The sequence below is a fragment of the Streptomyces sp. NPDC034099 genome (genome assembly GCF_055575415.1).
Genome location: NZ_JBVISR010000002.1, coordinates 529659 through 553981, shown reverse-complemented (window position 1 = coordinate 553981; position 24323 = coordinate 529659). Strand labels below are relative to the sequence as shown.

The 24323-nt window shown below is 71.4% G+C and carries 19 protein-coding genes; 11 read left to right on the top strand and 8 right to left on the bottom strand.

Annotated elements, in window-relative coordinates:
• Positions 1-19 precede the first annotated feature (19 nt).
• Positions 20-505 (bottom strand): carboxymuconolactone decarboxylase family protein, encoded by a 486-nt coding sequence (locus tag ACZ56V_RS07480; protein ID WP_467378202.1) that lies wholly within the window; start codon positions 503-505, stop codon positions 20-22.
• 134 nt (positions 506-639) lie between these two features.
• Between ACZ56V_RS07480 and ACZ56V_RS07475 the strand changes: the two genes are divergently transcribed.
• Positions 640-1617: an RNA polymerase sigma-70 factor gene (locus ACZ56V_RS07475; protein WP_467378200.1), complete on the top strand. Its 978-nt coding sequence runs from the start codon at positions 640-642 to the stop codon at positions 1615-1617.
• Between the two features lie 10 nt (positions 1618-1627).
• Here the strand turns inward: ACZ56V_RS07475 and ACZ56V_RS07470 are convergent, their stop codons facing one another.
• Entirely contained in the window at positions 1628-2419 is a 792-nt protein-coding gene (locus ACZ56V_RS07470; RefSeq protein WP_468940061.1) for an ArsR/SmtB family transcription factor, read from the bottom strand.
• A 75-nt stretch (positions 2420-2494) separates the two neighbouring features.
• Positions 2495-3703, bottom strand: coding sequence for an MFS transporter (locus tag ACZ56V_RS07465; protein WP_468940058.1), 1209 nt, complete (start codon positions 3701-3703; stop codon positions 2495-2497).
• Positions 3704-3757: 54 nt separating this feature from the next.
• On the opposite strand from ACZ56V_RS07465, the gene ACZ56V_RS07460 reads away from it, so the two are divergent.
• A complete protein-coding gene (locus ACZ56V_RS07460) occupies positions 3758-4498 on the top strand; it encodes an AraC family transcriptional regulator (protein WP_468940056.1) in 741 nt (246 codons plus the stop codon).
• A gap of 118 nt (positions 4499-4616) precedes the next feature.
• Here ACZ56V_RS07460 and ACZ56V_RS07455 read toward each other — a convergent pair whose 3' ends face one another.
• Complete coding sequence (locus ACZ56V_RS07455; RefSeq protein WP_468940053.1) at positions 4617-5027, bottom strand: ATP-binding protein; 411 nt, start codon at positions 5025-5027, stop codon at positions 4617-4619.
• 219 nt (positions 5028-5246) lie between these two features.
• Between ACZ56V_RS07455 and ACZ56V_RS07450 the strand changes: the two genes are divergently transcribed.
• The 4 genes from ACZ56V_RS07450 to ACZ56V_RS07435 all read left to right on the top strand — a co-directional run bounded on the left by ACZ56V_RS07450 (position 5247) and on the right by ACZ56V_RS07435 (position 10551).
• Positions 5247-6083, top strand: coding sequence for a helix-turn-helix domain-containing protein (locus ACZ56V_RS07450; RefSeq protein WP_468940050.1), 837 nt, complete (start codon positions 5247-5249; stop codon positions 6081-6083).
• Positions 6084-6088: 5 nt separating this feature from the next.
• The gene (locus tag ACZ56V_RS07445; protein WP_468940047.1) at positions 6089-6274 is read left to right on the top strand and encodes a DUF397 domain-containing protein; all 186 of its coding nucleotides are present in this window, start codon (positions 6089-6091) and stop codon (positions 6272-6274) included.
• Between the two features lie 479 nt (positions 6275-6753).
• Entirely contained in the window at positions 6754-9015 is a 2262-nt protein-coding gene (recD2, locus tag ACZ56V_RS07440; RefSeq protein WP_467378189.1) for an SF1B family DNA helicase RecD2, read from the top strand.
• Positions 9016-9240: 225 nt separating this feature from the next.
• On the top strand, positions 9241-10551 hold the full coding sequence (locus ACZ56V_RS07435) for a citrate synthase (protein WP_356369380.1): 1311 nt from the start codon (positions 9241-9243) through the stop codon (positions 10549-10551).
• Between the two features lie 662 nt (positions 10552-11213).
• Here ACZ56V_RS07435 and ACZ56V_RS07430 read toward each other — a convergent pair.
• The 4 genes from ACZ56V_RS07430 to ACZ56V_RS07415 form a co-directional block, all read right to left on the bottom strand.
• Positions 11214-13493 carry a heavy metal translocating P-type ATPase gene (locus tag ACZ56V_RS07430; protein ID WP_468940044.1) on the bottom strand — a complete coding sequence of 760 codons (2280 nt, stop codon included), beginning with the start codon at positions 13491-13493 and terminating at the stop codon, positions 11214-11216.
• 34 nt (positions 13494-13527) lie between these two features.
• Entirely contained in the window at positions 13528-13770 is a 243-nt protein-coding gene (locus ACZ56V_RS07425) for a heavy-metal-associated domain-containing protein (RefSeq protein ID WP_007388555.1), read from the bottom strand.
• Positions 13771-13875: 105 nt separating this feature from the next.
• Positions 13876-14460 carry a GNAT family N-acetyltransferase gene (locus ACZ56V_RS07420; RefSeq protein ID WP_467378184.1) on the bottom strand — a complete coding sequence of 195 codons (585 nt, stop codon included), beginning with the start codon at positions 14458-14460 and terminating at the stop codon, positions 13876-13878.
• Positions 14461-14518: 58 nt separating this feature from the next.
• The gene (locus ACZ56V_RS07415; RefSeq protein ID WP_198601421.1) at positions 14519-14710 is read right to left on the bottom strand and encodes a helix-turn-helix transcriptional regulator; all 192 of its coding nucleotides are present in this window, start codon (positions 14708-14710) and stop codon (positions 14519-14521) included.
• A gap of 796 nt (positions 14711-15506) precedes the next feature.
• Between ACZ56V_RS07415 and mmsA the strand changes: the two genes are divergently transcribed.
• The 5 genes from mmsA to ACZ56V_RS07390 all read left to right on the top strand — a co-directional run bounded on the left by mmsA (position 15507) and on the right by ACZ56V_RS07390 (position 24179).
• Positions 15507-17009 (top strand): CoA-acylating methylmalonate-semialdehyde dehydrogenase, encoded by a 1503-nt coding sequence (gene mmsA, locus ACZ56V_RS07410; RefSeq protein WP_468940039.1) that lies wholly within the window; start codon positions 15507-15509, stop codon positions 17007-17009.
• A 314-nt stretch (positions 17010-17323) separates the two neighbouring features.
• The gene (locus tag ACZ56V_RS07405) at positions 17324-18745 is read left to right on the top strand and encodes an APC family permease (protein WP_468940036.1); all 1422 of its coding nucleotides are present in this window, start codon (positions 17324-17326) and stop codon (positions 18743-18745) included.
• A 147-nt stretch (positions 18746-18892) separates the two neighbouring features.
• Positions 18893-21544: a CocE/NonD family hydrolase gene (locus ACZ56V_RS07400; RefSeq protein WP_468940033.1), complete on the top strand. Its 2652-nt coding sequence runs from the start codon at positions 18893-18895 to the stop codon at positions 21542-21544.
• The gene (locus ACZ56V_RS07395) at positions 21541-22440 is read left to right on the top strand and encodes an ABC transporter permease (protein WP_467378175.1); all 900 of its coding nucleotides are present in this window, start codon (positions 21541-21543) and stop codon (positions 22438-22440) included. Before ACZ56V_RS07400 ends, ACZ56V_RS07395 begins: the two co-directional genes overlap by 4 nt.
• A gap of 146 nt (positions 22441-22586) precedes the next feature.
• Complete coding sequence (locus tag ACZ56V_RS07390; protein ID WP_468940029.1) at positions 22587-24179, top strand: vWA domain-containing protein; 1593 nt, start codon at positions 22587-22589, stop codon at positions 24177-24179.
• Positions 24180-24323 lie beyond the last annotated feature (144 nt).

Below are 24323 nucleotides of genomic sequence, written 5' to 3'. Positions count from 1 at the left end.
GCCGTGCGGCTCGTGCGGCTCAGTCCATGGCGGCCGCGAACATCCCCGCCTCGTACGAGCCCCCCTGCTGGTGGGTGATCACGGCGAGCCGGTTGGCCGCGTTGATCATGGCGACCTCGCAGACCAGCGCGGCGACCTCGTTGTCGTCGTAGTGCTTGCGCACCTGGGCCCACGTCTCGTCGGACACGCCCTGGTGGGCGTCGGCGAGCCGGGTGCCCTCCTCGGCGAGGGCCAGTGCGGCCCGCTCGGCCTCCGTGAACACGGTCGACTCGCGCCAGGCGGCGACCAGGTGGAGCCGTACCGCGCTCTCGCCCGCGGCCGCGGCCTCCTTGGTGTGCATGTCGATGCAGTGCCCGCAGCCGTTGATCTGGCTGGCCCGCAACGCCACCAGCTCCTGCGTGGAGTGCGGCAGGGTCGACTGCTGGAGGATCATCGCGGTGCCCGCGAACCGCTTGGCGAACCGGCTGCCGACCTCGTTCTCGAACAGGTTGAATCGGGTGTCCATGATCTCGTCCTCGCTCGCTCTCGGTGCCTCGGTGACGAACACAAGACGCCGCCGCCCCGCGCCCTGTGACAGGACGCGGACGTGACCCAGGACACCACCGACAGGTGTCACAGAAACCCGGCGACCGGTGTCCCGTGCGTGAGACACCGCCGGAACCGAACGAACGGGAGAAGCTGGTGACCAGCGAGAACAGTGGCCGCGAACAGGGCGACGCGACCGGCGAGGGCGCCGCCGTGGACGCGGCCACCGAGGACTTCGTCACGCACCGCAACCTGCTCTTCACGGTCGCCTACGAGATGCTCGGCTCGGCCGCCGACGCCGAGGACGTCCTCCAGGAGACCTGGCTGAAGTGGGCGGGAGTCGACCTCGGCACGGTGCGCGACCGCCGCGCTTACCTGGTCCGCATCACCACCCGCCAGGCCCTGAACCGACTGCGTACGCTCGGCCGCCGCAAGGAGTCCTACGTCGGCTCCTGGCTGCCCGAGCCGCTGCTCACCACGCCCGACGTGGCCGAGGACGTCGAGCTGGCCGACAGCGTGTCGATGGCGATGATGCTGGTCCTGGAGACGCTGGGGCCGGTCGAGCGGGCGGTGTTCGTCCTGCGTGAGGTGTTCGACCTCGGCTACGACGAGATCGCCGAGGCCGTGGAGAAGAGCCCGGCCGCCGTCCGGCAGATCGCGCACCGGGCCCGTGCGCACGTCGCGGCACGCAGGCCGCGCGGAGCCGTCTCGCGCTCCGAGACCCGGGACGCGCTCGCCGCGTTCCAGCGGGCCGTCCAGACCGGTGACCTCCAGGGCCTGCTCGACATCCTCGCTCCGGACGTCGTCCTGCTCGGCGACGGCGGCGGCATCAAGCAGGCGGTGCTGCGGCCCGTCACCGGCGCCGACAAGGTGGCCCGCCTCATGCTGGGCGGCCTGGTCAAGCTGCCCGTCGCGATGACGATGGACCCGGCCCAGGTCAACGGACACCCGGCCCTGGTCATCCGGCTCGACGGCGAGCTGGACACCGTGGTGGCGGTCCGTTTCGAGGCCGGCCGCATCACGGGGCTCTACGCGGTGCGCAATCCGGAGAAGCTGTCGCGCATGGGCGAGGAGACGGCCCTGAGCCGCTGAGCCGAGCGGCTCAGTGAGGTGCCGGGAGCGCCTCTCCGGTCTCCAGCAGCGTCTTGAGGCTGGACAGGAGGGCGGGCCAGCCGTGCTGGATCATCTCGCGGGCGGTGCTGCCGGGCTCGAACCCGTCGTGGACGACGGTCAGTTTCACCGACCCGCCGAGGTCCTCGATGTCGAACGCCACCTTCGAGCGCCGCTCGGCGGAGAGCCGGGCGAGGGTCGCGTCGTCGATCCCGTTGGCCGCCGCCCACTCCGGTGTGAAGGTGTGCCAGGTGTACGCCAGCCGCCGGTAGGGGTCCGATTCGAGCACGACCTGCTCGGGGTCGGCCGTCTCGGCCCCCCGCTCCCGCCACACCACGGGCGACCCCGCCGCCCAGTCGGTGCCGAACTCCAGCCCCCAGTAGCGGCGGGTGAAGGCCGGGTCGGTCAGGCCCTGCCACAGCTTCTCCGGCGTGGTCCTGATGTGGGTCGTGTAGACGAACGCGTTGCTGTCCATGGCGGTGTCCTCCAGCGCGTGCTTGAGGTCGGCGAGTGCGTGCACCCGCTCCCGGTCGTAGCGGCTGATCCAGCGTTCGGCGATGGCGTTGATCGGTTCGGCGTTGAGGTAGTGCAGCTTCTCCCGGCCCCGCCGGACGGTGGTGACCAGGTGGGCCGCCTCCAGCAGCGCCAGGTGCTTGCTGACCGACTGCCGGGCCATGTCCAGCCCGGCGCACAGCTCGCGCAGGCTCTGCCCGTTGCGCGCGTTCAGACTGTCCAGCAGCCGTCGCCGACTGCCGTCCGCCAGCGCCTTGAAGACCTCGTCCATCTCCGCCCCTCTGACATGCAGCTCATTGGCTGCCTTTAACGATAGGCAGCCAATGAGCTGCATGTCAAAGGCCCGCTACCGTGGCCGGGATCTGGCGTCGGAGGGCTCGGCATGAGCGTCGTCTTCCTTCGACGCCGTGTTCTCGAACCCCGGCACGGCGGGTTCGGGCAGGGTCCTGAACAGCAGCCAGGCGAGGAGAGGCATCACGATCAGCGGGGTCAGGGCGGTCTGCAGCGAGGTCCTGTCGGCGATGGTGCCGATGACCGGGCTGATCAGGCCGCCGATACTCACGGTCAGACCGAGCGTGATGCCACTGGCGGTTCCGATCCGCGAGGGCAGGTAGTCCTGGCCCAGCGTGACCTGGAGCGAGAACGGAACGTACAGACCGGCCGAGGTGAGGATGACGAACAGGTAGAGGGCCGGGCCGGGGACGAAGACCAGGCCGGCGATCGATCCGGCGGTCAGCAGGTACGACCAGTGCGAGACCCGGACCCGGTCCCAGCGGTTGGCCAGCGCACCGCCCAGCACGCTGCCCACCGCGCCTCCCAGGTACAGCAGGAACAGCGCGACCGTGCCGGCGGCCCTGCTGCCCTCCATGCGCTCGGCGGCGTACAGGGAGATGAACGTGCCCAGGCCGATGAACGCGATGGATCGGCACACCACGGCCAGCGAGAGCCGGACGAACGAAGCGGTGTCGTCCCGGCCCGTCACAGGGGACCTGGCGGTGTCGGGCAGCCGGGTCTCCAGTCCGCGCAGCACGGGCAGGCACAGGGAGGCACCGACCACGGCCGGCAGCAGGAGCAGCGGAGTCAGCCGCAGTCCGCCGACGGCGACCACCGCCGCGACCGCGAGCGGGGCCAGCGCGAAGCCGAGGTTGCCGCCGAGCGAGAACCATCCCATGGCGCTGTGGCTGCCGCCGCCGGCGACCCTGGCCACCCGCGCGGACTCCGGGTGATAGGCCGCCACTCCGACCCCGGAGGCCGCGACGACCGCGAGTGTGACGGCGTACGAGTCGCTCACGCCGCTCAGCGCGATGCCCAGGCCCGTGAGCAGGGTGCTGCCGGGAAGCAGCCAGGGTACGGCCCTGCGGTCGGTGAGCACGCCGAAGAGGGGCTGGGCCACCGAGGAGAGGATCGAGGCCGCGAGCACGATGCCCGAGGCGGCCGCGTAACCGTACGCGCGCTCGGCGACGAAGAACGGTACGAGAGCGGCGACGGCCCCCTGGTAGACGTCGACACAGCCGTGCCCGACGGACAGCAAGGTGATGGAGAGGCTTCTTCTCACTTCGTCATCCTGCGCGGTACTCAACGCGTCGCGCTTCCGATAACGTGCCAGACAATGACGGAAGTACGCCACACGCCCGTGGCCCCCACCCGGACCCAGCGGCTGCCCTCGGGTGGGGAGATCGACGCCCACCGGCACGACGACCATCAGATCGTCCACGCGGGCCGGGGCGTGCTGACCGTCACCACCAGCGCGGGTTCCTGGGTCGCCCCGGCGACCCGCGCCATCTGGATCCCGGCCGGCACCGGACATGCCCATCAGGCGCACGGTGATGTCGAACTGCATCTGCTGGGACTGCCCCGGCGAGAAGACCCGCTGCGTCTGGACGGCCCTGCCGTGCTGGCGGTGAGCCCGCTGTTGCGTGAGCTGATCATCACCTGTACCCGCGGCGAGGACGACGACAGCCCCGAGCAAAAGAGGCTGCGCGCGGTGCTGCTCGACCAGTTGCGCATCTCGGTGCAACAGCCCCTGCACCTGCCCACCCCGAGCAGCCCAGTGCTGCGGACGGTCTGCGACCGGCTGCGCGTCGACCCGTCGGACAACCGCACACTCGCCGAACTGGGCCGAGAGGCCGGAGCAAGCGCCCGGACACTCTCACGCCTGTTCGGCAAGGAGCTCGGGATGACCTTCCCCCAGTGGCGCACCCAGTTGCGCCTTCACCGCGCCCTGGTCCTGCTGGCCGAGCAGACGCCGGTGACCAAGGTCGCGAACCAGTGCGGATGGTCGTCCACCAGCGCCTTCATCGACGTGTTCCGCCGCGCGTTCGGCCACACCCCGGGCAAGCACTCCGGGTGACCGCTCGGCCGGCAACACCTACGACGTCGACGTCGACGCGCCCCTGATCGGCGTCCACCTGGAGACCGAGGGCTTCATGGATGGCGCCTCGGGTGATCAGGGGTTGACAGCGCCGATGTCAGGCCGCCGACAGCTCGCACCACACGTACTTCCCCCGGTTGCCGTGCCGGGCCAGCGGACGCCACCCGCACACGTCCGCGCAGGCCCGCACGAGCGCCAGCCCCCGCCCCTCCTCCATCTCCGTCACCTTCTCGAACCTGGCGGGTGGCTCGGGCGGCTCGGGGTCCGCGTCCCACGCCCCGATCCGCAGCGTGCCCGGCGGCGACCAGCGGATGCGGAGGGCGACGGGGCCCTTGGTGTGCCGTACGGCGTTGGAGACCAGCTCGGTGGCGAGCAGTTCGGCCACGTCGACGAGGCGGATCAGCCCGTGCATGGTGAGGACGAGGCGGAGGGTGCGGCGGCTGACGGTGACGGCGCGCAGGTCGTTGGGGATGTAGAGGGAGTACTCCCAGGGTTCGTTTTCGGGCATGCGGGACTCCTCGCAGAGAGCGGTTGGGGTGAGGGGCGGGCCCGGTGTCATTGCCGCAGCCGTCATGGCAGGACGGGGCGGTGCGCTTCCGGTGAGCTGGTGTCGCACGGTGTGCGTCGCGTCACTGAAGGTAGATCTAAATTTAGGGACGCGGCAAGTCGATCGCGTAATCTGACGCCGAACGAGTTGCACCAACAGATGTGTGAAGAGGGCCAGTCGATGGTGAAGAGGCGCGAACCGACGGCACGTCAGATGCGACTTGCAACCGAACTGCGCAGGCTCCGGGAGGCGGCCGGCCTCAACTCCCGCCAGGCGGCGGAGCTGCTCGGTGTGGCGCCCGCTCAGATCACTCACATCGAGTCCGCCCTCGCGGGCGTGAGCGAGCAGCGAGTTCGCCGACTGGCCTCCCACTACGCCTGTACGGACGAGGAGTTCGTCGACGCGCTGGTCGCCATGGCCACCGAGCGGTCAACCGGCTGGTGGGAGCAGTACCGAGGACTGCTTCCCACGCCGTTCCTGGACCTGTCCGAGCTGGAGCACCACGCCCGGTTCCTTCGCCACGTGGCAATCCTCTACGTGCCGGGGCTGCTTCAGACCGAGGACTATTCGCGTGCCGTCTTCTCCGCCAGGTTGCCGGAACTGACTGCCGAAGAGCTGGAATTGCGCATCCAGCACCGGAAGGGGCGCCAGAGGTTCGGCATCCCCTACGAAGCGGTGATCCACGAAGCGGCGCTTCGCATCAGAGTCGGTGACCGTGCCACGTCCAGGACCCAACTCGCACGGCTTCTGGAGCTCTCCGAGGCGGAACACATCACCGTGCGTGTCATCCCCTTCGACCTGGACGGTTTCGCCGCCGCCTCCAGCACGATGACGTACGTGGGCGGTCCGCTGCCCAAACTCGACACCGTGGTCCGCGACGCCCTTCACGGCTCGGCCTTCATCGATTCCGAGGCTCAGCTCAACACCTATCGAACAACTCTTCTTAAGGTGGAAGCCGCGTCACTCGATCCCGGACAGTCGCGGGATTTCATCCACCGCCTGGCGAAGGAGTTCTAAGACCCATGGACAACTGGCGTAAGTCGTCCCACTCAGGCCCGGGCGACGGCAACGAATGCGTGGAGATAGCCACCTCGGACACTCACGTCGCCGTCCGCGACAGCAAGGCGCCCAACCGAGCCACCCTCGGCTTCCCGGTGGGTGCCTTCACCCACTTCCTCGAAGCCCTGAAGTCGCCCGCTCGGCGCTAGCCGTCCCTGCCGTACCTGGCGGAACTCCGACGTTTCCACCGTCCACGGCCCGAACGGCACCAAGTCGCCGAAGATGTACGGTTCCTTGCTGCTGTAGCGGCCCTTGCACGGCTCGGAGTGCACCTCGATCGTGCCGGTGCGCGGGTCGACGATCATGTGGTGCGGGATGCTGCGGCCGATGGCGGGGTGCTCGATCTCGGGGCCGTTCGCGCAGATGTAGCCGGGGTGGGCGCTGATGAGCTGCGCATCCAATTGCTCGCGGATGCGTCGGACCATGCCTTCACGGCGTTTGGACGGACGCCTCATGGTCAGCACCGGGCCTGACGGCCCGATCTCCACGCGCCAGGCCCCTTCCGGCCGCTCCGCGTATGACTCAAGGCCCTCGGCGATGTCGCGCATCCTGAGGTAGTCCACGCTCCGAGCGTACTGAGAACCCGGTCACGGTCACCCCTGTCACACCCCACCGGTACCGTCGGATCATGCCCAACCAGCCCCCCGCGGCCCCCGGCGAGCGGCGGCTCGCCACCCTCGAAGGCGTTCTGGAGAGGATCACGTACGCCAATGAGGAGAACGGCTACACCGTCGCCCGGGTCGACACCGGCAGAGGCGCCGGCGATCTGCTGACCGTCGTCGGCGCGCTGCTCGGTGCGCAGGTGGGGGAGTCGCTGCGGATGGAGGGGCGCTGGGGGTCGCATCCCCAGTACGGCAAGCAGTTCCACGTGGAGAACTACACGACGCTGCTGCCCGCCACCGTGCAGGGCATCCGGCGTTATCTCGGGTCCGGGCTGGTCAAGGGCATCGGGCCGGTCTTCGCGGACCGGATCACGCAGCACTTCGGGCTGGACACCCTCACCATCATCGAGGAGGAGCCCAAGCGGCTCATCGAGGTGCCCGGCCTGGGGCCCAAGCGGACCAAGAAGATCGCCGACGCCTGGGAGGAGCAGAAGGCGATCAAGGAGGTCATGCTCTTCCTCCAGACCGTCGAGGTGTCCACCTCCATCGCCGTCCGCATCTACAAGAAGTACGGGGACGCCTCCATCTCCGTCGTGAAGAACCAGCCCTACCGGCTCGCCGCCGACGTCTGGGGCATCGGCTTCCTCACCGCCGACAAGATCGCCCAGTCCGTCGGGATCCCGCACGACAGCCCGGAGCGGGTGAAGGCCGGGCTGCAGTACGCGCTCTCGCAGGCCACCGACCAGGGGCACTGCTACCTCCCCGAGGAGAAGCTGATCGCCGACGCGGTGAAGCTGCTCCAGGTGGACACCGGGCTGGTCATCGAGTGCCTGGGAGAGCTGGCCGCCGAGCCCGAGGAGGACGGCGAGGACCCCGGTGTCGTGCGGGAGAAGGTCCCCCACCCCGAGGGGGGCGAGCCGGTCACCGCCGTCTACCTCGTGCCCTTCCACCGTGCCGAGCTGGCCCTGGCCGGACAACTGCGCCGCCTCCTGCACACGGACGAGGACCGGATGCCCGGCTTCCAGGACGTGGCCTGGGACAAGGCGCTCGGGTGGCTGAAGGGGCGCACCGGCGCCGACCTCGCGCCCGAGCAGGAGGCCGCCGTCAAGCTCGCGCTCAGCGAGAAGGTCGCCGTGCTCACCGGCGGGCCCGGCTGCGGCAAGTCCTTCACCGTCCGGTCGATCGTGGAGCTGGCGCGGGCCAAGAAGGCGAAGGTCGTGCTCGCCGCGCCCACCGGACGGGCCGCCAAGCGGCTCGCCGAGCTGACCGGCGCCGAGGCGTCCACCGTGCACCGGCTGCTGGAGCTGAAGCCCGGCGGCGACGCGGCCTACGACCGGGAACGGCCGCTCGACGCCGACCTGGTGGTGGTGGACGAGGCGTCGATGCTGGACCTGCTCCTCGCCAACAAGCTCGCCAAGGCCGTCGCCCCGGGCGCCCACCTGCTCCTCGTCGGGGACGTCGACCAGCTGCCGAGTGTGGGTGCGGGGGAGGTGCTGCGGGACCTGCTGGCGCCCGGCAGCCCGGTGCCCGCCGTGCGCCTCACCCGCGTCTTCCGGCAGGCCCAGCAGTCCGGCGTGGTCACCAACGCGCACCGGATCAACGCCGGGCAGCACCCCGTCACCGACGGCATGAAGGACTTCTTCCTCTTCGTCGAGGACGACACCGAGGAGGCGGGGCGGCTCACCGTCGACGTCGCCGCGCGGCGCCTCCCCGCGAAGTTCGGGCTCGATCCGCGCCGGGACGTGCAGGTGCTGGCCCCCATGCACCGGGGACCGGCCGGCGCCGGGACGCTGAACGGGCTGCTCCAGCAGGCCGTCACGCCGGGGCGCCCGGACGTGCCCGAGAAGCGGTTCGGCGGACGCGTGTTCCGGGTCGGCGACAAGGTCACCCAGATCCGCAACAATTACGAGAAGGGCGAGAACGGCGTCTTCAACGGCACCGTGGGCGTCGTCACCTCGCTCGACCCGGTGGACCAGCGCCTCACCGTGCTGACCGACGAGGACGAGGAGGTGCCGTACGACTTCGACGAACTGGACGAACTGGCCCACGCGTACGCGGTCACCATCCACCGGTCCCAGGGGAGCGAGTACCCGGCCGTCGTCATCCCCGTGACGACCGGCGCCTGGATGATGCTCCAGCGGAACCTGCTGTACACGGCGGTCACCCGGGCGAAGAAGCTGGTCGTCCTCGTCGGCTCGCGCAAGGCGATCGGCCAGGCGGTGCGCACGGTGTCGGCCGGGCGGCGGTGCACGGCGCTCGACTTCCGGCTGGCCGGGCCCCGGCCGTGAAACCTTGCGGTAAACCTGTCCACCCGTGTGAAAAAAATGATCGATCAAACGAGTCGGAAAGGTCACACAGCACTTCCGGATGGGCCCTGGAGCGGGCAGGATGAGCAAGTTGACGGCACTGAGTGCCGCCAATAGGCCCGATGGTCGACCCCGAGTGCACTCTCCTGAGCCAAGTGGGGGATGGTAGAGACAGTCAGGGCACCTCGAAGATGAGGCACTACGTCGGTGAGGGAAGACGTGAGCGAGCACACCAACAACTCGGTAGTACTGCGGTACGGCGACGGCGAGTACACCTACCCGGTGATCGACAGCACCGTCGGTGACAAGGGCTTCGACATCGGGAAGCTCCGCGCCCAGACCGGTCTGGTGACGCTGGACAGCGGTTACGGCAACACCGCCGCCTACAAATCCGCCATTACCTATCTGGACGGCGAAGCCGGCATCCTCCGGTACCGCGGCTACCCGATCGAGCAGCTGGCCGAGCGCTCCTCCTTCGTGGAGGTGGCCTACCTGCTGATCAACGGTGAGCTGCCGACCGTCGACGAGCTGTCCGCGTTCAAGGACGAGATCACGCAGCACACCCTGCTGCACGAGGACGTCAAGAACTTCTACAAGGGCTTCCCGCGCGACGCCCACCCGATGGCCATGCTCTCCTCGGTGGTCTCGGCGCTGTCCACCTTCTACCAGGACAGCCACAACCCGTTCGACGAGCGGCAGCGCAACCTCTCCACGATCCGGCTGCTCGCGAAGCTCCCGACGATCGCGGCCTACGCTTACAAGAAGTCGATCGGCCACCCCTTCGTCTACCCGCGCAACGACCTCGGCTACGTCGAGAACTTCCTGCGCATGACGTTCTCGGTGCCGGCGCAGGAGTACGACCTGGACCCGACGGTCGTCGCGGCGCTCGACAAGCTGCTGATCCTGCACGCGGACCACGAGCAGAACTGCTCGACCTCCACGGTCCGCCTGGTCGGCTCCTCGCAGGCGAACATGTTCGCCTCGATCTCCGCCGGCATCAACGCCCTGTGGGGCCCGCTGCACGGCGGTGCCAACCAGTCGGTGCTGGAGATGCTGGAAGGCATCCGCGACGCGGGCGGCGACGTCGACTCCTTCATCCGCAAGGTGAAGAACAAGGAGGACGGCGTCCGCCTGATGGGCTTCGGCCACCGGGTCTACAAGAACTTCGACCCGCGCGCCAAGATCATCAAGGCCGCCGCGCACGACGTGCTCTCCGCCCTCGGCAAGTCCGACGAGCTGCTGGACATCGCCCTGAAGCTGGAGGAGCACGCGCTCTCCGACGACTACTTCGTCTCGCGCAGCCTCTACCCGAACGTCGACTTCTACACCGGTCTCATCTACCGGGCCATGGGCTTCCCGACCGAGATGTTCACGGTCCTGTTCGCCCTCGGCCGGCTGCCGGGCTGGATCGCCCAGTGGCACGAGATGATCAAGGAGCCGGGTTCGCGCATCGGCCGCCCGCGCCAGATCTACACGGGCGTCGTCGAGCGCGACTTCATCCCCGTCGAGGAGCGCTGACACCTGCCGGTGTCGGTGCCGTGCGCCCAAGAGTTCGTCGCTGAGGGGCGTGGGGCGGTTGCGGGCAGTCTCTGGGCTGGTCGCGCGGTTCCCCGCGCCCCCTTTGGGCGCGCTGCACCAGCGTAAGAAAGAAGGCGCCCTGGCGCCGGTCCCCCCACGGGCCGACGATCCAGGGCGCCTTCCCATGTCCCGGTGCGGATTCCCCCCACGGGATCCGGCCGGGCGTCTGTGAGGACAGCGCCTGAATTCGCTGTGTCGTGCTGGTGCTGCTGGTGGTGCTGGTGGTGCTTGGTGTCGTGCCGGTGGTGCTTGCCGCGCGGTCTGCCGGGACAGCGCACGTCCGGGAGGGCCGCTCAAAGCTTCCCGGCGTACGTGTCCCGGCAACGCAGCTCTGGGAAAGTCCCCCAAGACATCCCCAGATGCCAGGTGGCGCCCCCCAAGACGCTGCCTGACATCGCCAACTTAGACCTTCGAACCCCTTCGATGGTTACGTTCGCATCACTGTGATCTGCGTCTCTTGCATATGTCCGTTAGGTACGCAAGAGCCCCGTACGTCGCGCGGGACTCAAGCGTAAGGAAGATGCGCGAGCCTTGTGAAGAGCTTATGTGAGGTGCGTGCCGGACTCCAGAGGCGCAGCCCCTCGACCTGCGTGAAATGCGAACTAGTGAAAGGTGCGCAGCCGGAGGCTGTTGGTGACCACGAAGACCGAGGAGAAGGCCATCGCCGCTCCCGCGATCATCGGGTTCAGCAGCCCGGCGGCGGCCAGCGGCAGCGCGGCCACGTTGTAGCCGAAGGCCCACACGAGGTTGCCCTTGATCGTGGCCAGGGTGCGCCGGGAAAGCCGGATCGCGTCGGCCGCCACCCGCAGGTCGCCGCGGACCAGCGTCAGGTCGCCCGCCTCGATCGCCGCGTCCGTCCCCGTGCCCATCGCGAGGCCCAGGTCGGCGGTGGCGAGCGCGGCCGCGTCGTTGACGCCGTCCCCGACCATGGCGACCGTACGGCCCTCGGCCCGCAGCCGCTCCACCACCGCGACCTTGTCCTCGGGCAGCACCTCGGCGATCACCTCGTCGATGCCGACGGCCGCCGCGACCGACTCGGCCACCCGGTGGTTGTCGCCGGTCAGCAGGACGGGGGTCAGGCCCAGTCGGCGCAGTCCGGCCACCGCCTCGGCGCTGGTCTCCTTGACCGCGTCCGCCACCGCCACGATCCCGCGCGCCTCGCCGTCCCAGCCGACGACGACGGCCGTACGGCCCTTCCTCTCGGCCTCGTCCCCGGCCCGGGCGACCTCGGGGGGCAGGGTGTCGTAGAGGCGCCCCACGGCGACCTGGCGGCCCTCCACGCGGGCGCGTACGCCGCGCCCGGGGACGTTCTCGAAGTCCTCGACGCCCGGCAGCGCGCCGAGCCGCTCCTCGGCGCCGGCCGCGACCGCGCGGGCCACCGGGTGCTCGGAGGCGTGCTCGACCGCGCCCGCGAGCCGCAGCAGCTCCTCCTCGTCGGTGCCCTCGGCGGCGTACACCTCGTGCAGGGTCATGCGGCCGGTGGTGACGGTGCCGGTCTTGTCCAGGACGACCGTGTCGACGCGCCGCGTGGACTCCAGCACCTCCGGGCCCTTGATGAGGATGCCGAGCTGGGCGCCGCGCCCGGTGCCGACCAGCAGCGCGGTCGGCGTGGCGAGGCCCAGCGCGCACGGGCAGGCGATGATCAGGACGGCGACGGCCGCGGTGAACGCGGCGACCGTGTCGCCGGTCGCGCCGAGCCAGCCGCCGAAGGTGGCGACCGCGATCAGCAGGACCACGGGCACGAAGACGCCGGAGATCCGGTCGGCGAGCCGCTGCACCTGCGCCTTGCCGCTCTGCGCGTCCTCCACCAGCTTCGCCGTCCGCGCCAGCCGCGTGTCCGCGCCGACCCGGGTCGCCTCGACCACCAGCCGGCCCCCGGCGTTCACCGTGGCACCGGTGACGGCGTCGCCGACGGTGACGTCCACCGGCACGGACTCGCCGGTCAGCAGGGAGGCGTCCACGGCGGAGGCGCCCTCGGTCACCGTGCCGTCGGTGGCGATCTTCTCGCCGGGCCGTACGACGAACCGGTCGCCCACGGCCAGCCGGGCCACCGGTATCCGCACCTCGCGCCCGTCCCTCAGGACCGCGACGTCCTTCGCGCCCAGCTCCATCAGCGCCCGCAGTGCGGCCCCGGCGCGGCGCTTGGAGCGGACCTCCAGCCAGCGGCCGAGGAGCAGGAAGGCGGTGACCCCGGCGGCGGCCTCCAGGTAGATCGCGGAGGCGCCGTCGGTGCGGGAGACGGTGAGGTCGAAGCCGTGCCGCATGCCCGGCATGCCCGCGTCGCCGAAGAACAGCGCCCACAGGGACCAGCCGAACGCCGCCAGCGTGCCCAGCGAGACCAGCGTGTCCATGGTGGCCGCGCCGTGCCGCAGGCCCGTCCAGGCGGCGCGGTGGAAAGGCAGCCCGCCCCACACCACGACGGGCGCGGCCAGGGTGAGCGAGAGCCACTGCCAGTTGTCGAACTGGAGCGCCGGGACCATCGCGAGCAGGACCACGGGGGCGGCGAGGAGCACCGAGACGATCAGGCGCTGCCGGAGGGCCGACAGCCCCGGGTCGTCACCGCTCTCCCCGGAGCCGCCCTCGGCCGAGGGCTCCGGGGGCGGTGCGGGCTCCTCGGCGGTGTACCCGGTCTTCACGACGGTGGCGATCAGTTCGGCGACCCGGGTGGTCGCCGGGTAACTGACCCGGGCCTTCTCCGTCGCGTAGTTCACCGTGGCGGTCACGCCGTCCATGCGGTTGAGCTTCTTCTCGACGCGGGCCGCGCAGGAGGCGCAGGTCATCCCGCCGATGAGCAGCTCGACCTCGGCGAGGCCGGGCTCGGCGGCCGTCGCGGCGGTGCGGGTGTCCGCGGTGGTGCGGGTGTCCGCGGGGCTGCTGGTCATGGTCCGGGCTCCAAGGAGGGCGGGTGCGCCGGGCTCAGACCCGGCCGACGAGCTCGAAGCCCGCCTCGTCCACGGCGGCGCGCACGGCCGCGTCGTCGAGGGGGGCCTCGGAGACGACGGTGACCTCACCGGTGGCGGCGACGGCCTGCACGGAGCCGACGCCCGCGATCTCGGAGATCTCGCCGGAGACGGCGCCCTCGCAGTGGCCGCAGCTCATTCCGCTCACCTTGTAGACGGTGGTGACGGAGCCCTGGGTGGTGTCGGTCTGGGCGCTCATGTCGTTACTCCTCGTCGGGGGACGTGCGTGGGCGGATACCCGTGGTCCGGCCCGGACCACTCACTCCACCTTACCCCTAGGGGGTATAAAGGCGAGATTCACCCGTCACCCGCGTCCCACCTGCGTCCGACCCGCGTCGCGCCCCTGCGCGGCCCACTCGTGGTCGAGGACCGCCATCAGCACCTCGTCCACCCACGCGCCGTCCCGCGGGGCTGCCTCCCGCCGTACGCCCTCCACCACGAAACCGGCTTTCTCGTACACCCGCCGCGCCCGTGGGTTGTCGGCGTAGACCTCCAACTGGACGCGGTGCAGGCCGACCTGCTCGAAGGCGTGCCCGACGATGAGCCGCGTCGCCTCGCTGCCCAGCCCGCGACCGCGGCCCCGGGGGCCCACGAGGGTGCGGAAGGTGCAGCTGCGGGCCGCCGGGTCCGCTTCGTACAGGACGACCTCGCCGACGAGTTCGCCGGTGGCCCGGTCGGTGACGGCCAGGTCGAGCCGGTCGGGATCGGCGGTGCGCACGCCGTACCAGGAGCGCAGTCCGTCGAGGGTGAGTTCGGTGGCCGGCTCGAAGGTGAAGCGGACGACCTCGGGATCGTTGATGATCTCCCACATCGCGTCGGCGTCCTCCGCGGTGAACGGCCGCAGGACGGTCTTGTCGCCGGTGAGGACGGGTTTCACGGAGAAGTCCATGCACGGCACTGTGCCCCACGCGACGGTGGGGCACAGAACGGTTTTCCGGCGGGCCGGGCTACTTGTTCCGGTTGCGGGGACGGGACGCCACCCAGGACCGGACCGTGTCCGCGTACCAGTACGGCTTTCCGCCCTCCACGTGGTCCGGCGGGGGCAGCAGCCCGTGCTTGCGGTACGACCGCACGGTGTCCGGCTGGACGTGGATGTGGGCCGCGATGTCCTTGTAGGACCAGAGCCTTCGGTCGGTCACTCGTTGCACCTCCCTGCGCGCGCCGCGGCGGCGACCGGGGACGGCCGCCGGGGGTGGCCGGGCGCTGCGCTGGCGATCACCAAGCCTGTTCCGGGTGAACGACGCGGAGTGAGCGGCGGTCAGGGGCCGTTCCCGGGTGTGACGGAAGCCCCGCGTGCGCGTGACATGTGTGACCCGGAGGGCGCTTTTGTGACACGAGTGCCACACAGGCGTACGCCGTCGTTCAGGCGCGGCGCGTTGACTGTGGCGGCCGGTCGTGCTCCGCCGTACGTCCGGTCGTGCGCCCGTTCGTGCGCCCGCGGGCGGCTTCCGGACCGCCACCCGGATCAAGTCGTCCGAATGTCCGGACAAAACATTGACAGGCTGCACGCACGGGGCTAGAAACCGGGGTGACGCAAGGGCGCGGGCAAGAAGGGAACGCGATGGGGCACGACCCGATGGCACACGGCCCGGTCGCCGGTTCCCCCACCGAACGCCTCCGGCGCGGGAAGGCGGCCTCGCCCTGGCAGGAGCGAGGCACGAGCGCCAACTCCCCGCTCGCACCGGCTCCGCGCCGGAGGTCCCCGCGTCACGTCCCGGCGCGGGCCGCCCGCACTGCCCCACGTGTCTACGCGGACGCCCAAACCGCAGACACAGTGTCGGGCGCGTCCGCGGCGCCCGGCTGGTGGGATGGAGTCACGGCCGAGACCGCGACCCGACCGTCGCCGGTCCCGGCCCGTGAGCAGCACGAGCAGCGTGAGCTGCACCAACGGCACGTCTGGACCCGTCGCCGCCATCTGTGAAGGAGTTCTCGGTCATGACGAACATCGTCAACCACTGGATCGGCGGCAAGACCGCCGAAGGCGCCTCGGGCACGTACGGGCCGGTGACGGACCCGGCGACCGGCGCGGTCACCACCGAGGTCGCCTTCGCCTCCGTCGACGAGGTGGACGCCGCGGTCGCCGCCGCCAAGGAGGCGTACCTGACCTGGGGTCAGTCCTCGCTGGCCCAGCGGACCTCGATCCTCTTCAAGTTCCGGGCGCTGCTGGACGCGCACCGCGACGAGATCGCCGAGCTGATCACCGCCGAGCACGGCAAGGTGCACTCCGACGCGCTCGGCGAGGTCGCGCGCGGCCTGGAGATCGTCGACCTGGCCTGCGGCATCACCGTCCAGCTCAAGGGCGAGCTGTCGACGCAGGTCGCCACCCGCGTCGACGTGTCCTCGATCCGGCAGCCGCTCGGTGTGGTCGCGGGCATCACGCCGTTCAACTTCCCGGCGATGGTGCCGCTGTGGATGTTCCCGATCGCCATCGCCTGCGGCAACACCTTCGTGCTCAAGCCGAGCGAGAAGGACCCGTCGGCCGCCGTGAAGCTCGCCGAACTGCTCTCCGAGGCCGGTCTGCCGGACGGCGTCTTCAACGTCGTGCACGGCGACAAGGTGGCCGTCGACCGCCTCCTGGAGCACCCGGACGTCAAGGCGGTCTCCTTCGTCGGCTCCACCCCCATCGCCCGCTACATCCACACCACCGCCTCCGCCCACGGCAAGCGCGTGCAGGCCCTCGGCGGCGCCAAGAACCACATGCTGGTGCTGCCGGACGCCGACCTCGACGCGGCGGCGGACGCGGCCGTGAGCGCCGCCTACGGCTCGGCAGGCGAGCGCTGCATGGCGATCTCCGCGGTCATCGCGGTCGGTGCCGTCGGCGACGAGCTGGTGGAGAAGATCCGCGAGCGCGCCGAGAAGATCAAGATCGGCCCCGGCACCGACCCGTCCTCCGAGATGGGCCCGCTGATCACCAAGGCACACCGCGACAAGGTCGCCTCCTACGTCGAGGGCGCGGCGGCCGAGGGCTGCGAGGTCGTCCTGGACGGCACCGGGTACACGGTGGACGGCCACGAGGACGGCCACTGGATCGGCATCTCCCTGCTCGACCGGGTGCCGACCACCGCGAAGGCGTACCGGGAGGAGATCTTCGGCCCGGTGCTGTGCGTGCTGCGCGCCGAGACGTACGAGGAGGGCGTGGCCCTCATCAACGCCTCGCCGTTCGGCAACGGCACCGCGATCTTCACCCGGGACGGCGGCGCGGCCCGCCGCTTCCAGCTGGAGATCGAGGCCGGCATGGTCGGCGTGAACGTCCCGATCCCGGTCCCCGTCGGCTACCACTCCTTCGGCGGCTGGAAGGACTCGCTCTTCGGCGACCACCACATCTACGGCAACGACGGCACGCACTTCTACACCCGCGGCAAGGTCGTCACCACCCGCTGGCCGGACCCGGCCGACGCCCCGGCGGGCGTGGACCTGGGCTTCCCGCGCAACCACTGAGGTTTCTGCCGCCCCCAGGGTGCCGTGGTCCCACCGGGGCCACGGCACCCTCGTGCGTGGCAGGTTTTTTTGCCCCGCCCCCTACGGTTCCCGCACGGCTCAAACTCCCGTTGCGCCAAGGGGCATGCTGCTGTTTCCAGATGTACGAACGGTTTCGATCAACGGTTTCCGTAGGTAAACACCCATTGACGCAGCGGTTTTCGTCGCGATTCCATCTGGCGTCGGGAGCGAAACAGAACGACGTACGACCCAGCCTCCGGAGGCGATAGCGCTCCCTCGCGAACCACGCCGCACGAGTCGATCGGAACCGCTCCATGACCGACACGCTCCGCCCCGTCGAGACCGCCGCCGCGCCCCCGGACGTTCCGGCACCTCCGGAGTCGAGGACCCTCAAGCGTTCCATCGGGGTCGTCGGCGGCACACTCCTGACGCTGTCGTGCGTGACCCCCGCCTCCACGCTGTTCGTGGTCGTCCCCGACCTCTTCGGCTCGCTCGGCACCGCCACCGCGCTGACCATCGCCATCGGCTCCGTGCTCTGTGTCGCCGTGGCGTTCTGCTACTCGGAGCTGGGCACCCTGGTCCCCAGCGCGGGCGGCGAGTACGCCATGGTGTCGACGATGGCCGGGCGCCTGGCGGGCTGGCTGGTCTTCGTACTGTCCCTGCTGGTCGTCATGATCGTGCCCCCGGTGATCGCCATGGGCACGGCCGACTACCTCCAGCCGATCCTGCACCTCGACCCCTCCCTGGCGGGCGCCGGCGTCATGGTGCTCGCCACCCTCGCCGGGCTGCTCGACCTGCGCGCCAACGCCTGGATCACCGGCGTCTTCCTGGTCCTGGAGGTCATCGCCGCGGCCGTCGTCGCGGTACTGGGCTTCGCCCACGCCGAGCGCGGCCCCGGCAGCCTCGTGTCGATGGAGGTGGGCGGCGCCCACGGCGGTGCGGACCCCGTGACGGCCATGCTGGTCGTCTCCGGGCTCGCCATCGCCCTCTTCATCACGCAGGGCTTCTCCACCGCCGTCTACCTCTCCGAGGAACTGGAGAACCCGCGCCGCAACGTCGCCCGCACGGTGCTCGCCACCCTCGCCATCTCCACGGTGATCATCCTGGTCCCGGTCGTCGCCATCACGCTCGGCGCGTCCGACCTGACGGAGCTGACCGGCGGCGACATCGGCGCCATGGTCACCGCCTGGTCCAACTCCGCCGTCGGCACCTTCGTGAGCCTCTGCGTGGCGCTCGCCATCATCAACGCGGGCATCGTCATGGTCATCCAGAACTCGCGCGTGCTGTTCGCCTCCGCCCGCGACAAGGCCTGGCCCGCTCCGGTCAACGAGCTCTTCGCCAGGCTCGGCCGGTTCGGCTCCCCGTGGGTCGCCACCCTCGCCGTCGGCGTGCCGGGCGCCGCGCTGTGCTACGTCAACCTCGACACCCTGTACGGCGTCACCGGCGTCTCCGTGACCGCGATGTACCTGCTGGTCGCGGTCGCCGCCCTGCTGTCCCGGCGCGGTGCCCACCGCCATGCGCGCGCGTGGCGCATGCCGCTCTGGCCGGCGGTGCCGGTCCTGCTGATCGTGGTCCTCGCCTACATCCTGACCCAGCAGGAGACCAGCCACCTCCTGCTGACCGGCTCCATCGCGGCCGTCGCCACCCTGTACTGGGCCCTGTACCTGCGCCCGCGCCGCGCCACCCGCTGGCTGGTGACGGTCCCGCAGGACGTCCGCGAGCCCGCCGGACCGTGACGGCCCGCGGGGGCGGGACGGCCCGCCGGACGTGACCGGCCTACCGCGCCCGTGGTACGCGAGAGCGGCCGCGTACTTCCGTGGGAGGGCCGCCGGTTCAGCCCCGGGGCGGCCTCGGTTGCCGGCGGCGGCCCGTACCGTTGACCCATGGATCTTCGACTGCCCCGCGTGCGAGGGCTGCTACGGGGGCCGCGGCGGATGCTCTCCGCCGCGGCCGCCGTCGTCGTGCTCGCCGGCGCCGGGACGTGGACGGCCGTCGCCGGTGACGACCCGGCCCCGGTGCGGCGCGCCGACCGGGACATGGCGGTGGGCGACGGCGTGCGCCTGGACACCTCGTACTTCACGGCGGGCTCCGGCGGCCGCCGCCCGGCGGTCCTGCTCGCGCACGGCTTCGGCGGCAGCAAGGACGACGTACGGCAGCAGGCCGAGGACCTGGCGAGGGACGGGTACGCGGTCCTGACCTGGTCGGCGCGCGGCTTCGGCGAGTCCACCGGCAAGATCGGGCTGAACGCGCCGGACGGCGAGGTCGCCGACGTGTCCCGGCTGATCGACTGGCTCGCGGAGCAGCCCCAGATCGAGCTGGACAAGGACGGCGATCCCCGCGTGGGCATCGCGGGCGGTTCCTACGGCGGCGCGGTCGCGCTGCTCGCGGCGGGGCACGACGCCCGGGTGGACGCCGTCGCCCCCGCCATCACGTACTGGAACCTGGCGGACGCGCTGTTCCCGAACGGCGTCTTCAAGAAACTGTGGGCCGGCATCTTCGTCAACTCCGGTGGCGGCTGCGACCGGTTCGAGGCCGACCTGTGCCGGATGTACCAGCGGGTCGCCGAATCCGGCACGCCCGACGCCGAGGCCGTGAAGCTCCTGGCGGAGCGCAGCCCGCAGGCGGTGGGCGAGCGCGTCAAGGTGCCCACCCTGCTGACGCAGGGCCAGACCGACTCCCTGTTCCCGCTCGGCCAGGCCGACGCCGCGGCGAAGGCGATCCGGGCCAACGGCGCGCCCGTCGGCGTCGACTGGATCGCGGGCGGCCACGACGGCGGTGACATGGAGACCGGCCGCGTCCAGGCACGCGTCGACGACTGGTTCGACCGGTACCTCAAGGACGACAAGGGCGCCGACACCGGTCCGGCCTTCCGCGTCACCCGCACCGGAGGCGTCGACTCCACCGACGGCCAGGCCCAGTTGCGCGGCGCGAGCGCCGACCGCTACCCGGGCCTGCTGAACGGACAGCGGTCCGTGCCCCTGCGCGGCCGTGAGCAGAGCGTCGACAACCCCGCCGGGGCCAACCCGCCCGCGGTCTCCGCCCTCCCCGGCATCGGCGGCGCCGGAGGACTCTCCCGGCTCTCCTCGCTCGGCGTCGGGATCTCCCTGGACTTCCCCGGCCAGTACGCCGCCTTCGAGTCCGCCCCGGTCGGCGACGACCTGCGGATCACCGGTTCCCCGACGGCCACCGTCCACGTCCGCTCCACCACCGAGGACGCGGTCCTGTTCGCCAAGGTGTACGACGTCGGCCCCCGCGGCACGTCGCCCGTGCTCCCCTCCCAGCTGGTCGCCCCCGTCCGCGTCGAGGGCGCCAAGGCCGGCAGGGACGTGACGGTCACCCTCCCGGCGATCGACCACGAGGTGGAGAAGGGCCACCGACTGCGCCTGGTCCTCGCCTCCACCGACCTCGGGTACGCCTCCCCGGCCGCCCCGGCGACGTACACCGTCTCCCTCAAGGGCGACCTGAAGGTGCCGACCGCCCCCGGCGTGACGACCGCCGCCGCCCCGCTGCCCGCGTGGGTGTGGTGGCTGCCCGTCGCCGGCGCCGCCGTCGCCCTCACCCTGCTGTGGACGGCCCGCCGCCGCACCGCCGGACCCGCCCCCGACCCCGCCCTGGCCGACGTACCCCTGCAGATCACCGGCCTGAGCAAGCGCTACGCCGGGTCCGCCGAGCGGTACGCGGTGCGGGAGCTGTCGTTCCGCGTGGAGAAGGGGCAGGTGCTCGGCCTGCTCGGGCCCAACGGCGCGGGCAAGACGACCACCCTGCGGATGCTGATGGGCCTGATCACACCGGACGACGGCGAGGTCAGGGTCTTCGGCCACGCCATCCGGCCCGGTGCCCCGGTGCTGTCCCGGGTCGGCGCCTTCGTCGAGGGCGCGGGTTTCCTGCCGCACCTGTCGGGCCGGGAGAACCTGGAGCTGTACTGGCGGGCGACGGGCCGCCCGCCCGAGGACGCCCACCTGGACGAGGCCCTGGAGATCGCCGGTCTCGGTGACGCGCTCGCCCGCGCGGTGCGCACCTACTCCCAGGGCATGCGCCAGCGCCTCGCCATCGCCCAGGCCATGCTCGGCCTGCCCGACCTCCTCATCCTCGACGAACCGACCAACGGCCTCGACCCGCCGCAGATCCGCGAGATGCGCGAGGTGATGATCCGCTACGCGGCGGCCGGGCGCACCGTGATCGTCTCCAGCCACCTGCTGGCCGAGGTCGAGCAGTCCTGCACCCACCTCGTGGTCATGGACCGGGGCCGGTTGGTCCAGGCGGGCCCGGTCGCCGAGATCATCGGCTCCGGCGACACCCTCCTCGTCGGCACCGGCCTGCCCGTGGACGAACCGCTCGTGGACAAGGTCGCCGCCCTGCCCGGCGTGGCCTCGGTCGTGCACACCGACGACGGGCTCCTGGTCCGCCTCGACCCCGGCGGCACCGCGTCCGGCCTGGTCGCCGAACTGGTCCGGCTGGACGTGCCCGTGGCGTCGGTCGGCCCGCACCGCCGCCTGGAGGACGCCTTCCTCACCCTGATCGGAGGTTCCGCATGAGCACGCCCACCAAGCCGGTGACGACCGGACCCGCGCCCGGACCGGCGCCGGCGTCCGACTCCGCCCACGGCTACCGGGCGGGCCGCACCCTCCCCCTGCGGGTGGAGCTGGTGCGCCAGCTCAAGCGGCGCCGCACCCTGGTCATGGGAGCGATCCTCGCCGTGCTGCCGTTCGTCCTCGTCGTCGCCTTCGCGATCGGCGGCGAGCCGGAGGGCCCCGGCGACCGCATCACCCTGATGGACACCGCCACCGCCTCCGGCGCCAACTTCGCCGCGGTCAACCTCTTCGTCTCGGCGGGCTTCCTGCTGGTCGTCCCGGTCGCCCTGTTCTGCGGGGACACCGTGGCCTCCGAGGCCAGCTGGTCCTCTTTGCGCTATCTGCTCGCCGCGCCGGTGCCGCGCGCCCGGCTGCTCGTGTCCAAGCTGGCCGTCGGGCTGGGGCTGAGCCTGGCCGCGATGGTGCTGCTGCCCCTGGTGGCGCTGGCCGTGGGCACGGTCGCCTACGGCTGGGGGCCGCTGGCCATCCCCACGGGCGGCTCGCTCGCGCCGGGCACGGCCGCGCAGCGCCTCGTGGTGGTCGTGGCGTACATCTTCGTGTCCCAACTGGTCACCGCCGCGCTCGCGTTCTGGCTGTCGACCAGGACCGACGCACCGCTCGGCGCGGTCGGCGGCGCCGTCGGCCTCACCATCGTCGGCAACGTCCTGGACGCCGTGACGGCGCTGGGCCACTGGCGCGACTTCCTGCCCGCGCACTGGCAGTTCGCCTGGGCGGACGCCGTCCAGCCGAACCCTCAGTGGTCGGGCATGATCCAGGGCACGGCGGTCTCGGTCACGTACGCGCTGGTGCTGTTCGCCCTGGCCTTCCGGGGATTCGCCCGCAAGGACATCGTGTCGTAGGCCTCCGGAGCATCACCGACCGGTCTCGGCGGCCCGCCCCCGTGCCCGCTTCGAGACGCAGCCGTAACACCCCGTGCCGCACGTTTCGCCCCGCCGCCCCGTCACAGTCACGTACACCGGCGCCGACGAAGCACAGGGGGACGGACATGAACCGGTACGGGACCGAAGGACCGCGGGGGTGGCGCGGCACGACCGCGCTGCTCGCGCTGACCCTGGCGGGCGGCCTGCTGCTCACCGGCTGCGGGGAAGGGGACGACGCGTCGAACGGGGCGAAGGACACCGCGGCCGACTCCCGGGGCGGCTCGGCCCCGCTGCCCGCACCCGACCGCCCGCGCGGCGAGGGCGGGCAGCGCTACGACGGCGGCACGGGCACCGGCGGGGCCGGCGAGGGCGAGAAGAACGGCGACTCCCGCGAGATCGCGCCCGGCCCCGACCACCTGTCCACCTTCGCCCTCGACGTGGACACCGCCTCCTACGGCTACGCCCGCCGCACCCTGGCCGAGGGCCGGCTGCCCGACCCGGCCACGGTCCGCCCCGAGGAGTTCGTCAACAGCTTCCGCCAGGACCGTCCCGACGGCGACGGCTTCTCGGTGACCGTGGACGGCGCCCGCACCGACGACGAGGACTGGTCGCTGGTCCGCGTCGGCCTGGCCACCCGCCCCGCCGAGCGGCAGAGCGAACGCCCGCCCGCCGCCCTGACGTTCGTCATCGACATCTCCGGCTCCATGGGCGAACCCGGCCGCCTCGACCTCGCCCAGGAGGCTCTCGGCACCATGACCGACCGGCTCCGCGACGACGACTCGGTGGCGATCGTCACCTTCAGCGACGAGGCCGAGACCGTCCTGCCCATGACCCGCCTCGGCGACCACCGCGACCGCGTCCACGACGCGATCGACGGCCTGGAGCCGACGGATTCCACCAACCTCGGCGCGGGCGTGGAGACCGGCTACGAGACCGCCGTCGAGGGCCGCCGCGAGGGTGTCACCAACCGTGTCGTCCTCGTCTCCGACGCCCTCGCCAACACCGGCGACACCGACGCGGACACCATCCTCGAACGCGTCGCCACCGAGCGCCGCGAGCACGGCATCACCCTCTTCGGCGTCGGCGTCGGCAGCGACTACGGCGACGCCCTGATGGAACGCCTCGCCGACCGGGGCGACGGCCACACCACGTACGTGTCCACCCCCGAGGACGCCCGTGAGGTGTTCTGCGAGCAGCTCCCGCGCCACAACGAGCTGACCGCGCGCGACGCCAAGGCCCAGGTCGCCTTCGACCCGGAGACCGTCGCCGAGTTCCGCCTCGTCGGCTACGACAACCGCCAGGTCGCCGACGAGGACTTCCGCGACGACCGCGTCGACGGCGGCGAGGTCGGCCCCGGCCACACGGTCACCGCCCTCTACGCCGTCCGCACCAGGGCCGGCGCCGACGGCCACCTCGCCACGGCCACCGTCCGCTGGCTCGACCCCATGAGCCGCACCCCGCACGAGGAGTCAGGCGACGTGGAGAGCGACGCCCTCGACGACTCCGTCTGGGAGTCCGGCCGCGGGCTGCGGATCACGGCGACCGCGGCCTACTTCGCCGACGCGCTCCGGTCCCCGGGCGGCGACGGCGGCTCCCTGCCCGGAGCGCCAGGCCTGCCCGAACTGTCCGAGCGGGCCGACGGCCTGGCGGACCGCACGGAGGACGAGGACGTGCGCGAGCTGGCCGAGGCGATCGAGGAGGCGGACCGGCTGGCCTGAGCCCGGCCCCGCCCGGCGGCCGGGACGCCGCCGGGCGGCGTGGCCCATTGACGTTTCCTTACGCGTGAGTAAGTTTACTCTGAAGTAAGTTAGTGGCCGAGTACACGCGACAGCGCATCAGTCCGATCCGCGACCGGGAGCCGT

Excerpts from the sequence above, each read along its gene's own strand:
- ACZ56V_RS07480 (WP_467378202.1), bottom strand. The coding sequence starts at position 505 with ATGGACACCCGATTCAACCTGTTCGAGAACGAGGTCGGCAGCCGGTTC.
- ACZ56V_RS07470 (WP_468940061.1), bottom strand. The coding sequence starts at position 2,419 with ATGGACGAGGTCTTCAAGGCGCTGGCGGACGGCAGTCGGCGACGGCTG.
- ACZ56V_RS07460 (WP_468940056.1), top strand. The coding sequence starts at position 3,758 with ATGACGGAAGTACGCCACACGCCCGTGGCCCCCACCCGGACCCAGCGG.
- ACZ56V_RS07455 (WP_468940053.1), bottom strand. The coding sequence starts at position 5,027 with ATGCCCGAAAACGAACCCTGGGAGTACTCCCTCTACATCCCCAACGAC.
- ACZ56V_RS07450 (WP_468940050.1), top strand. The coding sequence starts at position 5,247 with ATGGTGAAGAGGCGCGAACCGACGGCACGTCAGATGCGACTTGCAACC.
- ACZ56V_RS07445 (WP_468940047.1), top strand. The coding sequence starts at position 6,089 with ATGGACAACTGGCGTAAGTCGTCCCACTCAGGCCCGGGCGACGGCAAC.
- recD2 (WP_467378189.1), top strand. The coding sequence starts at position 6,754 with ATGCCCAACCAGCCCCCCGCGGCCCCCGGCGAGCGGCGGCTCGCCACC.
- ACZ56V_RS07430 (WP_468940044.1), bottom strand. The coding sequence starts at position 13,493 with ATGACCAGCAGCCCCGCGGACACCCGCACCACCGCGGACACCCGCACC.
- ACZ56V_RS07425 (WP_007388555.1), bottom strand. The coding sequence starts at position 13,770 with ATGAGCGCCCAGACCGACACCACCCAGGGCTCCGTCACCACCGTCTAC.
- ACZ56V_RS07420 (WP_467378184.1), bottom strand. The coding sequence starts at position 14,460 with ATGGACTTCTCCGTGAAACCCGTCCTCACCGGCGACAAGACCGTCCTG.
- mmsA (WP_468940039.1), top strand. The coding sequence starts at position 15,507 with ATGACGAACATCGTCAACCACTGGATCGGCGGCAAGACCGCCGAAGGC.
- ACZ56V_RS07405 (WP_468940036.1), top strand. The coding sequence starts at position 17,324 with ATGACCGACACGCTCCGCCCCGTCGAGACCGCCGCCGCGCCCCCGGAC.
- ACZ56V_RS07400 (WP_468940033.1), top strand. The coding sequence starts at position 18,893 with ATGGATCTTCGACTGCCCCGCGTGCGAGGGCTGCTACGGGGGCCGCGG.
- ACZ56V_RS07395 (WP_467378175.1), top strand. The coding sequence starts at position 21,541 with ATGAGCACGCCCACCAAGCCGGTGACGACCGGACCCGCGCCCGGACCG.
- ACZ56V_RS07390 (WP_468940029.1), top strand. The coding sequence starts at position 22,587 with ATGAACCGGTACGGGACCGAAGGACCGCGGGGGTGGCGCGGCACGACC.